General features: G+C 64.6%; 13 protein-coding genes. 5 read left to right on the forward strand and 8 right to left on the reverse strand.

Features of this window, described 5'->3' with window-relative positions; genetic code table 11:
• Window positions 1-91: 91 nt before the first annotated feature.
• The 4 genes from AC5RVZ_RS08520 (at window position 92) to AC5RVZ_RS08535 (ending at window position 4922) form a co-directional block, all read left to right on the forward strand.
• Complete coding sequence (locus AC5RVZ_RS08520) at window positions 92-790, forward strand: histidine phosphatase family protein (RefSeq protein ID WP_494065320.1); 699 nt, start codon at window positions 92-94, stop codon at window positions 788-790.
• A 255-nt stretch (window positions 791-1045) separates the two neighbouring features.
• On the forward strand, window positions 1046-1840 hold the full coding sequence (locus tag AC5RVZ_RS08525) for a hypothetical protein (protein WP_494065321.1): 795 nt from the start codon (window positions 1046-1048) through the stop codon (window positions 1838-1840).
• 281 nt (window positions 1841-2121) lie between these two features.
• The gene (locus AC5RVZ_RS08530) at window positions 2122-2778 is read left to right on the forward strand and encodes a 4a-hydroxytetrahydrobiopterin dehydratase (RefSeq protein ID WP_494065322.1); all 657 of its coding nucleotides are present in this window, start codon (window positions 2122-2124) and stop codon (window positions 2776-2778) included.
• A 1127-nt stretch (window positions 2779-3905) separates the two neighbouring features.
• On the forward strand, window positions 3906-4922 hold the full coding sequence (locus tag AC5RVZ_RS08535) for an SDR family oxidoreductase (RefSeq protein WP_494065323.1): 1017 nt from the start codon (window positions 3906-3908) through the stop codon (window positions 4920-4922).
• Window positions 4923-4962: 40 nt separating this feature from the next.
• Here AC5RVZ_RS08535 and AC5RVZ_RS08540 read toward each other — a convergent pair whose 3' ends face one another.
• The 7 genes from AC5RVZ_RS08540 to AC5RVZ_RS08570 all read right to left on the reverse strand — a co-directional run bounded on the left by AC5RVZ_RS08540 (window position 4963) and on the right by AC5RVZ_RS08570 (window position 10542).
• Complete coding sequence (locus tag AC5RVZ_RS08540) at window positions 4963-5421, reverse strand: sortase domain-containing protein (RefSeq protein WP_494065324.1); 459 nt, start codon at window positions 5419-5421, stop codon at window positions 4963-4965.
• A 275-nt stretch (window positions 5422-5696) separates the two neighbouring features.
• Window positions 5697-6422: a hypothetical protein gene (locus AC5RVZ_RS08545; protein ID WP_494065325.1), complete on the reverse strand. Its 726-nt coding sequence runs from the start codon at window positions 6420-6422 to the stop codon at window positions 5697-5699.
• A 140-nt stretch (window positions 6423-6562) separates the two neighbouring features.
• Complete coding sequence (locus AC5RVZ_RS08550) at window positions 6563-7177, reverse strand: TetR/AcrR family transcriptional regulator (protein WP_494065326.1); 615 nt, start codon at window positions 7175-7177, stop codon at window positions 6563-6565.
• Window positions 7178-7273: 96 nt separating this feature from the next.
• Entirely contained in the window at window positions 7274-8455 is a 1182-nt protein-coding gene (locus AC5RVZ_RS08555) for an NAD(P)/FAD-dependent oxidoreductase (protein ID WP_494065327.1), read from the reverse strand.
• A 2-nt stretch (window positions 8456-8457) separates the two neighbouring features.
• The gene (locus tag AC5RVZ_RS08560; RefSeq protein ID WP_493979670.1) at window positions 8458-8652 is read right to left on the reverse strand and encodes a ferredoxin; all 195 of its coding nucleotides are present in this window, start codon (window positions 8650-8652) and stop codon (window positions 8458-8460) included.
• Window positions 8649-9821: a cytochrome P450 gene (locus AC5RVZ_RS08565; RefSeq protein WP_494065328.1), complete on the reverse strand. Its 1173-nt coding sequence runs from the start codon at window positions 9819-9821 to the stop codon at window positions 8649-8651. The genes AC5RVZ_RS08560 and AC5RVZ_RS08565 overlap by 4 nt, the downstream gene beginning before the upstream one ends.
• 304 nt (window positions 9822-10125) lie before the next feature.
• Entirely contained in the window at window positions 10126-10542 is a 417-nt protein-coding gene (locus AC5RVZ_RS08570) for an ester cyclase (RefSeq protein WP_494024961.1), read from the reverse strand.
• Between the two features lie 230 nt (window positions 10543-10772).
• Between AC5RVZ_RS08570 and AC5RVZ_RS08575 the strand changes: the two genes are divergently transcribed.
• The gene (locus AC5RVZ_RS08575; RefSeq protein ID WP_494065329.1) at window positions 10773-11726 is read left to right on the forward strand and encodes a M20/M25/M40 family metallo-hydrolase; all 954 of its coding nucleotides are present in this window, start codon (window positions 10773-10775) and stop codon (window positions 11724-11726) included.
• A 34-nt stretch (window positions 11727-11760) separates the two neighbouring features.
• Here the strand turns inward: AC5RVZ_RS08575 and dnaB are convergent, their stop codons facing one another.
• Complete coding sequence (gene dnaB / locus AC5RVZ_RS08580) at window positions 11761-13128, reverse strand: replicative DNA helicase (RefSeq protein ID WP_493941666.1); 1368 nt, start codon at window positions 13126-13128, stop codon at window positions 11761-11763.
• Between the last annotated feature and the right edge of the window lie 414 nt (window positions 13129-13542).

The raw sequence follows: 13542 nt of genomic DNA on the forward strand, positions 1-13542 counted from the left end.
CCGGCCCCAAGAAAGGGCGGCGGTAACCGTTGCAGGCGGATTAGGAACGTCTGCGCGAGGCACCGGCAGGCGGCGGCAGTGAGGAGAATTGATGCAGCAGCAGGTCCCCGCCGGCGGCCACGTCCATCGGCCCCGCCTGGTGCTGTGGCGGCACGGCCAGACCGAATGGAACGTCTTGGAAAAGGCCCAGGGCCATGCCGACATCCCGCTCGATGCGACCGGCCGTGTCCAGGCCAAGCAGGCGGCCCGGCTGCTGGCAACGTTCCAACCCAATTTCATCTGGTCCAGCGATCTGGAACGCGCCCGGCACACAGCCGCAGAGCTGGCGGCGTTAACCGGGCTGGAACCGGTGCTGGACAAGCGGCTGCGCGAGTACGCTGTGGGCATCAGGCAAGGCACCACCTTTGCGGAGTTCCGGCAACAGCATCCAGGCATCTATGAGAAGTTCTTCAGGGAGGAGAACTACCGGGTCCCCGGAGCCGAGCTGCCCTCCGAAGTAAACGGGCGGATGAAGTCGGTCATGCAGGACGCCGCCGCAGAGCTGGCACGGGGCGGCACGGGCGTCCTGGTGGGACACGGTGCCGCCCTCCGAAGCGGGCTGTTGGCCTTCTTTGACGCACCGGCCCACATGCGCGAGATGTTTGCCGGCATGGCAAACTGCGCCTGGACGGTGCTGGAAAAGCACCCGGACCGCGGCTGGCAGATCATCGACTACAACGCCCAAACCCTGCCCGATCCCTCCTCGGCCCTTGCAGACGACATGCCGGCTGAACACGATGACCAGGGGTAGGATCCAGGCGGCAAATCCGAAGGTTGAGACGAGGACATCCATAGATCCACCGCACCGTCGGGCCCGCGGAGAGCACCTATGGCGGCGAGTAGTAGTGATACCGCGAAAAGACTGCACCTACCCGGGCCCGACGGAGAAGCCACGTCCACGGCATCGCCAACTTCGGCGCGCTGGTTGGTCTCGCGGTGCCTCCGCACAACCGGGGTGGATGCTGGAACAAGCTTTTTACAAGAGGACCAGCGAAGGATACGCCCTATGCCGCGCATCATGCCGGCATGTCCACGGCCGGTGACCGGCGAACCGAGGGAGACGGTAAGAATGGCGCGCACAACCGGGGTTCACGCAGTGCTCCTGTCCACAATGCTGATGCTCACAGCCTGCGGAGGTGAAGCAGCGCCAGAAGGGACCGCCGAGCCGGCCGCCTCCCCTACCGCCCAATCGCCGCAGGCCACCTCGGCGGCCAAAACATACACCAACGACGACCTCAAGGAAGTGATCGCGGGTCTGGAAGACGCGCAGGGCCAACAACTTTCAGTCGTTCCGGCGGCCCAAATCGATCAGGGACTCGCGGCCGCGAAGGAATTGTTGGCGAACGCGACCATCACCCCTGAAGCCTGCTCCATGTTTGCGACCGAACAGACCCGGATACCTGACGGCAGCACTTACGCCGCCGGAGCCAGCCACTCGGCCGAAGAAAAGTCCCAGACCGTCATCACCCTCGTCGCCGTCAAAGACCCGCAAGTCGTCGCCGACCAGTTCGAACAAGCACAAAAGTCCATGCAGCAGTGCGCCGACTTCGAAATCGAAGCTGAAGGACAGAAAATCAGCAGCAAGATCACCCCACTGAACGTGACCACAGACGGTGAGCAGTCCCTCGGCTCCATCACCACCCAGAAGTTGCCGAACGGGCAAAGCCAGCAGGTCATGTCTGTAGCCGGAGCGCAAGGTCCGCTCGCGGCCACCGCAGTGAAAATCGGACTCGACATCGAGGAAAAAGCACAGGACGAACTCATCAAACTCGTCAACGACGCCCTGGCCCAAGGCGGGTAACCCACATAGCCTTCAGACCGAATCAAGACCCAAGGTTCCGCCTCCCCAGTAACGTATCCCCATGCCTCATCAGCAACAAGCTGAACCCGGTCACTCAGGAATAGCCGGGTTCATCTTGGCGTGAAGCACCATAACTACGGGCTCCGGATATCGTTACACATAGCATTCCCGGTGACCGAACTCAAAATCGGAACCAGCCCGAATTCGGAGAGTGCGCCCCCGGGCATTCCAGATACTTTGGAAGGCCTCAAGCCCTAACTCGAAACCTGGAGGGGAAAGTTATGCAAGCAAGAGATGTTCTGAACCAGGAGCAAATCCAAGCAAATCTGCTCCAGTTGCCGGAATGGCGCTACGGTCTGGGTGCTTTGCGGACCGCATTTCGATGTGAATCTTCCGCAGCTGCCTTGGATCTGCTTTCCACCATTGGCGGGCTGGCGCAGGAATCCGACCACCACCCTGATGTGGACTGGCGGTACGACACATTGTTTATCACACTAACTTCGCACGATGCCGGAGACAGGGTGACGGCGCGCGACGTAACGCTGGCCCGCTCGATATCGAAGCAGGCCCACGCCCATAGCGCCACGCCCCTCCCGGGACTCTTGCGCACAGTGGAGATAGCCATAGACACAGATGCCCGGGAAGCCATTTCGGAAGTCTGGCGAACTGCACTGGGCTACAAGATGCACGAAGACGGAAGCCTGATAGATCCCTACGGCAGGGGTCCGGCCATCTGGTTTCAGGAGTCTCAGAGTCCCAGTGCAAACCGTTTCCACCTGGACGTCACTGTCCCCTTCAGCGAGAGCGCCTCGACTCTGGATGCCCTGGTAAGCATTGGTGCCACACTCGATCATGAACATGCACCCATGTGGGTAGTGGCCACCGATGCCCAAGGCAACCGGTTATGCATCAGTACTGAAGCCGGACGGGGCGACTAGACGGGTCGGTCCACGCTGCTATGCGGCCATGAAAACATTCCATGTCCGTCCGAGGGCTAATGACCCGGCCACAGCGCCAGACGGGATTGAGTTGATATCCGAAGCCATGGACATCCGGCTCCCTTCGCAGGACTGGCAACCATCAGGTTGTCAGCACTGACCGTCACCACAGGAAAAGCCCGGACCGACGGCGGTCCGGGCTTCTTTGTTTCCTGTCAGCCGCAGTCGCCGCCACCGCCTCCGGCATCTCCTCCGTAGGCAGTGGCTCCAAAAGCTCCCGTGCTGGCTGCATCCGTGCTAGCGGGAGCCCGGGTACCCTTTACTGGTCGGCGGTCAGCGCGGGCACCCAGAACCACCCAGGCGATACATGCCGCACAAAGGATGGCAACGATAATGGCGAATTCCATACCTGTCTCCTGTCGTTGAGCTCAGGGTATGGGCGGAATAGGTTTAGGGCAACAGTTTTAGGGCGGGACAATTCAGTGAGTGCGGCCCGCGGGAAGAGGCTAACGTCGGGGGCAGCATTCGGTCGGCCACCATTCCGGTCACCATCGAGAATATTGTTTTGTGGAGGATGTCCACGGGTTTCTCTTCGGCAGGCCAGGTGATTGGTGGGGAACCGGCCCGGTGGCGTTCTCAATTGTTTGGTCAAAGCCCCAGTCGCCTCACGGTGTGCCATAGGTTGGTATGCAGTCCGCGAATGCCCGTGATGGCCCACACTCCCCTCAAAGCACCGAGGCTGGCACCGGTGCAGTAATGCATCAGGTGGTTCCACAGAAAGGGCCTGGCATCGTTGGCGGGCCGTTGACCGAGCAGGGTCAGCAGGGCGCGGGCAGGTACGTAGGAGTCCGACGGCCGGTGACCGCCTGCTCAATCTTCTCCCCTACCGTCATCATCCCGCTCCGATGAGTCCGGCCAAAGCACCGGTGCCGGCCGCCCGGCAGATGTCACTGAATCAGGAGACCCCGCCGCTGGCCACACCAAAAGTCCCGACAATCAGGGCCTCCCTTGCGGACCGCGAGGGCCATGGCTAGCGTTTACCGAAACAGTAAGCGTGCTTATAAAAACAGGGTTTAGCACCAAGTGTCTGCCCCGATCGGGCACCCGGCCCTCGAGGAGGAGCGGTCATGCGCATCAAGGATTCCGTTGTTGTGATCACCGGCGCGTCAAGCGGAATTGGCCGCGCCACTGCCCTTCGTTTCGCCCGGAAGGGCGCCCGCGTCGTGCTCGCGGCCCGCCGGGCACAGGCCTTGGAAACGCTTGCCGTCGAATGTGAACGGCGCGGGGCGCAAGCACTGGCAGTGCCGACCGATGTCAGCGACGCCGCCGCCGTGCAGGAACTCGCGGACCGCGCCGTAGCACGCTTCGGCAGAATCGACGTCTGGGTCAATAACGCCGCGGTGAGCTTTTTCGCTCCATTCCTGAAGGCACCTGTCGAGGACTTCCGGCGCCTCATCGACGTCAACGTGATGGGCTACGTGCACGGGTGCCGGGCCGCGCTGGCGCAGATGCAGCAGCAGGGAGCGGGCGTGGTCATCAATGTTTCCTCCGTCGTGGGGGAAATTGCCCAGCCCTACACCTCCGCCTATTCGATGTCCAAGGCCGCCATCCGCGCCCTGGGTGTGAGCCTGCGCTCGGAACTGCGGCTCACCGGCAGGAAAAACCTTAGGGTCTGCACTCTTCTGCCGGCGACCATCGATACCCCGTTCTTCCAGCACGCCGGTAACTACACCGGCCGCAAGGCCCTGGCCATGCCGCCTGTGTACACGGCGGAACGGGTTGCCAAAGCCATCACCGTATTGGCGGTCTCTCCCCGCGCCGAAGCCGTCGTCGGACCGCTCGGACGGGTCATGGCCTTGCAGCACAGGCTCACCCCGCGCTTGATGGAACACGCCATGGCAGGCCAGGTCAACAGGACACATCTTTCGCGCAGCGAGCCGGCACCCACGACCGCGGGAAACCTCTACGCGCCTCAGCCCTCGCACCCGAATCCAGCAACGGGAGGCGGCTGGCACGGAAGAAGAAAAACTGCGCTGCGCAGGACAGGCGCCACCCTGCTCGTCCTCACCGCCGCCGGAAAGCTCACCAGCGCCCTTGCCCGGCGCTACCTTGATTCCGGTGGACCAGCAACGCGGACCGCGTAATTTCGCCCCGCATTGGCGGCGCACTGCGCGGTCAGCACGTTTACCCCTTGTCCCCCACGCCTCCGGTGGCGGCGGCGAGTTTTCCGTAGGCAACAAGGTTGTCTTCGAACCTGCCGTTCTGGGCGTTGTACCCGTCGCAGGTGATGAGCCGGATCTCTGCCTGCTTGGTATTCCCGTACACCTGCAGGGCTGGGAAGCTGTCTTTGGCATAGCGTTCGATGACCGTCAGCCGGAAGACCGCGGTCGTGCCATCCTCACGCTCGACCCTGACTTCGTCTCCGGGAACCAGTTCCTGCAGCCTGGCGAAAACGCCCGGCCCCCCGCCGAGGGCGTTGACGTGGCCGAGGAGGATCGAGGGCCCCTTCTCCCCCGGCGTCGGGGAATTGATGTACCACCCTGCCGGGGCACCGGCCTCTTCGGGCGGCACCTCCAAGGTGCGATCCTCCCGCTGCGCGAGGCCGATGATGTCGCTGCGAAGACCAATCCGGGGAATGCTCACAGCTGAAGGCCTGGCTTTCTCCAACACGAGGGAATCGCCGCCTGTAGCGGGAACGGCGGTTTGGGGAGGGGCCGTGTTTCTGGCAACTTGCTCCGGCTTGTGCCCCGATTCAGCTCCTTGGGCCGCGCGGGGAGCCTGCTCGACGGCGGCGCTTGAGGGTGCGGAGGGCGGGAGCGACCCGGTAGCGGAGGGTGCAGCGCACCCCGCATTCATGGCCAGGACAAGGGCCAGCCCGGCGAAGAAGGGCGGCCCTGTCCTTGCCGTCTTCACGCCGATCAGCCCCTGGGAGCGGAACGCCTGCGGGCAACGGCCGCCGTCGCACCGGCGGCAAGCAGCACTCCCAGACCTGCAGCGACGGACATCGCGCTTCCGTCTGTTTGCGCGGGCGTATCAATGCCTGTGTCGGGGGCAGCACCAGGCATCGGCCCGGTCATCTGGGCGGCGACCAGGGTTCCGCAGGCCGCGGAAAGTGTGGCAGCGAGCGGCAGCCCCGGGGCTTCAGGGCTCATTTTTTGCTGGGCAGCCGGAGGAAGCCTGTTCGGGTCCACGCCGTGGACCTCCACCGTTGCAGTTCCGGCCTGGATCGCCGCTATTGTTGCCGGATCGACGGTCAGGGTCCGTTGATAGGTGTAGGCGCCGCCGGCGGGGAAGCGGTCGGTTGCCACTATCGAGGCCGGGCTGGTGTCCCCCTGAACCGTCAGCGAGGTACTGACGGCACCGGCATACGGTTCGCCCTCGGGTGAACTGACGACGCCGTCGCCGTCGGTGTCTGCTGCCGGCCCCGGGCATAACCCCTGGCCACCGATGTGAATGTGCTGGCCATGCGGGAACGGCGCGTTCATCCAGATTTCCGCGGCGCCCGAGACGTTCATGCTGACCGTTGCCTGCTGTCCGTGTATCTCGATCATCGCCTGTCCGGCGGTTCCGCTGTTGTTGGCCGGTGCAAGGTCAGCCTGCCACACGCCGTCTTGGGCTACGGCCGGCCCCGCGGCGAAAGCCATGGCGCCAAGCGCGACGGCAGGGGCAATGAGAAGAGTCTGTGCCTTCATGATGTAGGCCTCTCAGAAAATAGTAAGTGTGCTTACGGTTTTCCCGTGCGTCACACCCTAATCCAACGCCCGCCATCTGAAAAGCCCTCGGCTCAGCCTTCGTCGCAGAGCAGGTGGTACCAGCTTTCCGCGAGGACCCCGAGGGCCTGGTCACGGTCGGGTTTTGATGTGCGGCTCGTCCAGAGGGTGGAGACGTAGTTGAGCTCGGTGAACGCGAGCGCCCCGCGGACGTGGTGCGTCTCCCCCGAGAAGCGGCCGGCCTGCTGCATGCCGCGGACGAGGTCGGAGACTACTTCCTCACGCCAGTCCATCACCAAGGCCCGTACTTCCCGGTCGACGGCGGCAGCCTCGTCTAGGACGTCCAGATAGGGGCGGAAGACGGGCCAGAGCGCCGCGCGCGACTCAAGCCAGTCGAGGATGCCCGCGAGCTCGCCCACGCGGACCACGTCCACGAGCTCGGGGGCCGTCGAGGCGTCGTCGGGTCCGCCGGCGCGGTCAAGGACCGCATTCACCCGGGCCATGAAGTCCCTCATCAGATCGCTCCGCGAGGGGTAGTACGCGTAGAAGGTCACCCGGGTGGTGCCGGCAGCGGCGGCGATATCGTCGATCGTCGTGGCGGCGTATCCCTTCTCGATGAAGAGTTTGAGCGCCCGTTCGACGATCCTGTCGCGGGTCAGCTGTTTCCGGGCTTCTCGCAGCGACGGCATGAGGCATTCCTTTCCGTGGCGCAGGGACGCCTATCCGGGAGAACGGCACCCCTGCTTCCGCTGGAACCCCGACGTATCGTCAGGAGCGGCACCTGCTCACAGCTTTGCCGGCGTAGCCGGTTGCAGCGCCGACGGACCGCTATTGGCGAGCCGCCGCAGTTTGGGAATGGGGATGCGGTAGTTGAGCGCCGCCGCGGTTCCGGGGCCGCCGTCCGCGCCGCCCCAGCGCAGCAGCATCGAGTCGGCCTCCCCGCCCGGCTCCAGGTAGTCGGGCGTCCCGGTCACCGGCGTGAAGCCGATCGCCTTGAGGGAGAGGCCGAATCCTTCGGTCCAGAAGTACGGTTGGAAGCCGAGCTCGGGCGCCGCGTCGCCTTTGAGCAGGCCGGCAGCCGCGGCCTTGGCCTGGTCGATGGCGCTGGTCCACAACGGCACCCGCCCTACCCCCCTGCCGGTCGGGAAAAACGCCACATCGCCGGCGGCAACAACGTCCGGCCGGACCCGGCCGCGTGAATCGGCGCGCAGCGCCCCATCGACGAGGAGACCCGAACCTGCCAGCCACTCGATGTTCGGCTCGTCGCCGATGGCCGTGACGACGAGGTCGGCCTCGAGCAGGGTGCCGTCGCAAAGGGCAACCCGCGTCCCCGAGCCGGAGTCAACCAATCGCGCCCTGCTGCCGCTGACGAACCGCAGCCCGCGCCGGGCGGCGGCGGAAGTGAAGATCCCGGACAGATGGTCGCCGAGTTGGCGCGAGAGGGGCCGCACGTCGGAGACCAGCGTGACCTCGCAGCCGACGTGCAGGCAGCCCGAGGCGATCTCCATGCCCAACGGCCCGCCGCCGATCACGATCACCGAGGGGCGGCCCGCGACCCGCTGCTTGAGTTCCACCGCGTCCTCGATCGTGCGCAGCGTGAGCTCCGGGGGCGCGCCCTCGGGCAGCGGACCGGCGCTGAGCCGCTTGGCCCGTGAACCGGAGGCGATCACCAGTCCGTCATACGGCAGCTCTTCGCCGCCGTCGGTCCGGACGACTTTCGCCTCCGGGTCGATGCCTGTGGCGCTGACGCCGAGAAGTTCGGTCGCTTCGTGGGTTGGCTCGGGCAGCTCATGGGCTTGCAGCCCGCTGTCGCCGTGCAGCAGCGCCTTCGAGAGGGCCGGGCGGCTGTACGGGTGGTGCGTCTCGGCGCCCACGACGGTCAACTCGCCGTCGAATCCGTTCGAGCGCAGCGAGTCGCACGCGGTGAGCCCGGCAATGCCGTTGCCGACGACGACGATTCGCCGCATGGTCACTTTTCCGCCAGCCGCAGCGCCGCTACCGGGCACACCCGTACCGCGGCCTTCGCGGCGGCCAGCTCCGCCCCGTCGACCTCGGGGACGTCGATCACCAGTTCGCCGTCGTCGTCGAGGTGCATGAGCTTGGGCGCGGCCTCCTCGCAGAGTCCGTGTCCTTCGCAGCGGGGGCGGTCAAGTTCGATCCTCACACTGCCACCGCCTTCACGACGTCGAGGCGTTCGTGGCTGCGGGTGATGTTGCTGGGCACGCGGACCTCGTCCCCGATCTCCAACACCTTCGTCCTGCGGGCCAGGGCCTCGATGACCGCGTGGGCCTCAAGCTTCGCCAGGCCCTGGCCGGCGCACCCGTGCGGCCCGTAGCCGAAACTGAGATGGTCCACCGGGTTGCGCGTGACGTCGAAGACGTCGGGATTCTCGTAGTGCCGCGGGTCGCGGTTGCCGGCGCCGAACAGGATGCCCAGCTGGGCTCCTGCGGGTACGGTTGCCCCATCAATTTCGACGTCGCGGGTCGCGGTCCTGCCCCAGATGTTGATCGGGGGCCAGTAGCGCAGCACCTCGGCGAATGCCGCGGGCACGAGCTCAGGGTTCTGGCGGACGAGCTCGAGCTGCTCCGGATGGCGTCCGAAGAGTGCGACGATGTTTCCGATGGAGGCGATCGTGGTGTCGACGCCGGCGCCCAGGTACTGGTGGATGATATGCCCGGCGGCCCCTTCCGGGATGTCGCCGCGGGTCTCGGCGTCGAAGATGCCGCGACCGATCGACCCCGGGGTGAGGTCTTCGGCGGTAACGGAGGAGCACCAGCCGTAGAGCTCGCCGGCGATCGGGAAGTTCTCCTGGGTGCGGTGGTTCATGGGTCCGAGGACCTGCATCGCGGCCTGCCCCCAGCGCAACATGTTGTCCTTGACGTGGCCGCTGAAGCCGATGAGGTCGGCGACGATTTCGAGCGGGAAGGCGCGCGCCAACGAGTCAATGGCTTCGAAGCTGCCGCTGGCGACGAGCTCGGCGACGAGCTTGTCCGCCTTCTCGTCGATGGTGACCTTCAGCCCGCGCAGGGCGCGCGGCGTCAGGTTTTCCGACAGGGTCGCGCGCAACTGGGTGTGCGTGGGCGGGTCGGAGGCCAGCGAGGTGCCCTGCAGTGCATCGTTCACCATCGGGTTGAAGCCGAGGCTCGTGGAGGAGAACGTCTCCGGATCGGCGAGGGCATCGCGGATGATGTCGTAGCGGGTCAGGACGTAGAGGTCATTCTTCGGCAGGCGGACGACCCCGGCCTGCTCGCGCAGGGCGGCGTAGGTGCTATAGGGGTCGACGAGGACGTCGTCATCCCAGATGTCGATGTCTGCTTCGATCGGTGCGGTCACGGTGTGCTCCTTTGATCGTCCTGGGTGCGGGTTCGGAAGCGGACGATGCGGACGCCCATAGCTTCGGAGAGCCGCGCCTCGGCAGTGAGGCGTAGAACACAGTCTGCCCGGAAGCTTTACAGCGTGTCAAGTGAAATTATGGTGTGCATCACCGCGCGACGCCTTGTAAGGTGTTCTGGCCCGCGCGGGCCGTTAGGGAGAGGCATCCAGACCGGGGAAACGACGGGCGTGCCGAAAGCGCAGTGGAAATATAAGAGGGCCTAGGCGTACTCGCGCCCAGGCCCTCTTTGTACGTAGTGGTCAGTTACATCTGGACGGCGCCGATCTGCTGAAGCATCTTCAGCGTGTCGGTCGATCCCCAGTGCTCGACCACCTTTCCGTCCTGGACGCGGACGATGTCGACGCCGCTGAACTCCACTGTATTTCCGGTGGGAGCCGTACCCATCAGCTCGCCCTGGTGAGTGCCGGTGAGGACGACACGGGCTGCCTCCAGGTCCCCGTCGACCATCGTAGGCTCGATGGACTTCACACTGATGTCCGGGAAGGCCGACCTGAACGATGTGACGTAGAACCTGATGCCTTCCAGGCCGGGCGGCTGCCCGGGGAAGGGCTCTTCATGATCCGTGTAGTTTTCGCTGCCCAACTCGTCGATCAGGTCAAGATTTCCTCTCTCCATGATTTCCCGGTAGAACCGCTCGATCAGTCCTGATCCGCCTGCCATTTCCGATTCCTTTCCTTGTTGGAAATTCCCCCCGGTTGCAATGCTCCCACCGGCGACACTGCGACACGCCGGAAGATACGGGGCCTTCCCCGTACCGGGATGTTTCGGGAACGGGCCGACGGCCAAGGGACTTGATCCCCAGCCCTTGCGGACCGGCCGCAAAGGTATCGCTGACCTGTACCGGGAGGTTAGACTGCCACCGTCTCCGTGTCGTACTGGATAGGGACGATATGAAGCTGAGCCAGCGCCTAAGATCAGGTCCCGTCATCTCACTGGGCAAGGTTCCCGCTGCCTACGAGCATCTGCAGAAGTTTCAGGCCCTGGCCGAGGAGTACGGCGACCGTGCCACCGGCACCTCCGGGTACGAGGCAGCGGCCCAGTACGTCGAACGCCAACTCGCCAGCGCCGGCTATCGCAGCACGCGTCAGTATTTCACCTTCAAACACCGCGGTGAGCGGATGGAGACCTTCAACATCCTCGCCGAGACCGCATCCGGCAGCGACGAGAACGTGATCATGCTCGGGGCCCACCTCGACGGGGTGCCGGGCTGTCCGGCGATCAATGACAACGGCTCAGGGGTGGCAGCCGTGTTGGAGGCCGCCAAAGCGCTCGGCCGGCAGGAGGGCCTCAGCAATACGGTGCGCTTCGCTTGGTGGGGTGCCGAGGAGTACAAGAAAGAGTACGGGTCCCGGCACTACGTCAAGCACCTGGCCAAGCGCGACAGCGAGGCACTCGACAGGATCGCGGCCTACTTGAACTTCGACATGATCGCCTCGCCCAACCCCATCATCGGGGTCTACGACGCACGGGACCCCAAGTCCCATTGCGACGTGCCGGAAGGCTCTACGGAGATCATGGACGTCTTCACCGACTACTTCGACGCCCACGACCAGCCCTGGGTCGCCACCGATTGGGACATGGACTCGGATCAGTTGTCTTTCGTCAGGAAAGGTGTCGCCGTGGGCGGGCTGTACAGCGGAGACGACGAGAAGAAAACCACCAAGCAGGCCCGCCTCTTCGGCGGCACCGCCAAGCGGCCCTGCGATCCGAACTACCATCAGCCGGGCGATGACCTCAGCAACGTCAATCTGGAGGCGCTGAGCATCATGACCGCCGCGATCACGCATGCCGCCACCCGCCTGGCCCACGGCCGCGGCGCCCTCAAGCCAGCGGGGCACCGGTAGAACCCCTCCCTATAGGGAGGAGACCCTAAAGCTGCTAGCCGTGCTCGACCGCCATGTTGGCGAAGCGTGAGTAGTGGCCCTGGAAGCCGACCACGATCGTCTTGGTCGGGCCGTTACGGTGCTTGGCGACGATGACGTCGGCTTCGCCGGCGCGCGGGGATTCCTTGTCGTAGATGTCCTCGCGGTGGAGCAGGATGACCATGTCGGCGTCCTGCTCGATCGAACCGGATTCGCGAAGGTCGGAAACCATCGGCTTCTTGTCCGTACGCTGCTCGGAGCCACGGTTCAGCTGGGAGAGCGCGATGACGGGGACTTCGAGTTCCTTGGCGAGCAGCTTGAGGGCACGGGAGAACTCCGAGACTTCCTGCTGGCGGGATTCGACGCGTTTGCCGGAGGACATCAGCTGGAGGTAGTCGAGCACCACCAGCTTCAGGTCGTGCCGCTGCTTGAGCCGCCGGCACTTGGCGCGGATTTCCATCAGCGACATGTTGGGGCTGTCGTCGATGAACAGGGGCGCGTCATTCATCCGGCCCATGGTGGTGGCAATCTTGCCCCACTGCTCGTCCTTGATGGTGCCCTTGCGCAGGTCCTGAAGGCCGATGGTGGCTTCCGCGGACAGGAGGCGCATGGCGATTTCGTTCCGGCCCATTTCCAGGGAGAAGAAGACCGTGGTCATGTTGTTCTTGATCGCGGCAGACCGGGCAAAATCCAGTGCGAAGGTGGATTTGCCGACGGCCGGCCTCGCCGCGATGACGATCATCTGCCCGCCGTGCAGGCCCTGGGTGAGCTCGTCGAGTTCATAGAAGCCGGTGGGCACACCGGTCATGCCTTCGCCGCGGTGGCCGGCGGATTCGATCTCGTCGACGGTGCCTTCGATGATGTCCTTGAGCGGGACGTAGTCTTCGGCGGTGCGGCGCTCGGCGACGGCGTAAATCTCCGCCTGGGCCTGGTTGACGATGGCGTCGACTTCGCCGTCCTGCGAGTAACCCAGCTGCACGATCTTGGTGCCGGCGTCGACCAGGCGCCGGAGCACGGCACGTTCCCGCACGATTTCCGCGTAGAAGCCGGCGTTGGCGGCCGTGGGCACGGACTGGATCAGGGTATGCAGATAGGCGGGTCCGCCGATGCGGGAGATCTCGCCGCGCTTGGTCAGCAGGTCGGAAACGGTGACGGCGTCGGCCGGTTCGCCACGGCCGTAGAGGTCGATGATGGCCTCATAGATGCTTTCGTGGGCGGGACGGTAGAAGTCCACGCCGCGGAGCACTTCAACGCAGTCGGCGATGGCGTCCTTGGAGAGCATCATGCCGCCCAGGACGGACTGCTCGGCCACGAGGTCTTGCGGCGGCGTGCGGCCGAATTCGGAATCCCGACCTGTTGCCGAATCCGCGTGCGCTAACGACACCGCTGCCTGCTTTCTTTGCTCCTCGAACCGGATACCGCATCCCCTCAGAGTCAGAACTACCAGCCGGATCGGACCATTTCGTCGGATCGCCGGAGGCGCGCCTACTGCAATTCAGCGAGCGGGCTGCGAGTGGGATACTCCGCAACGGTAACCCCCTTCCCCCTTCCCACCAAGCGAGTTATCCACTCCCCCTGTGGATAAAATGTGGATCAGGGGGCGTGTCTTGTGCACAGGCTGTGCGCAGAGCTGTGGAAACAATAGTTGACTCGCGAGTAACCCTGCACTGACCTGCGGAAACACTATCCACGGGGTGTGGACAAAAAGAAGTTTGCTGTTGATTTTCCCGCCATTTTTGCTGTTGACAGAATCGGAATAGGCGCGTAGGGCAAAAGTTATCCACTGGTTATCCACAGC

This window comes from Arthrobacter sp. Cza30 (genome assembly GCF_059090765.1).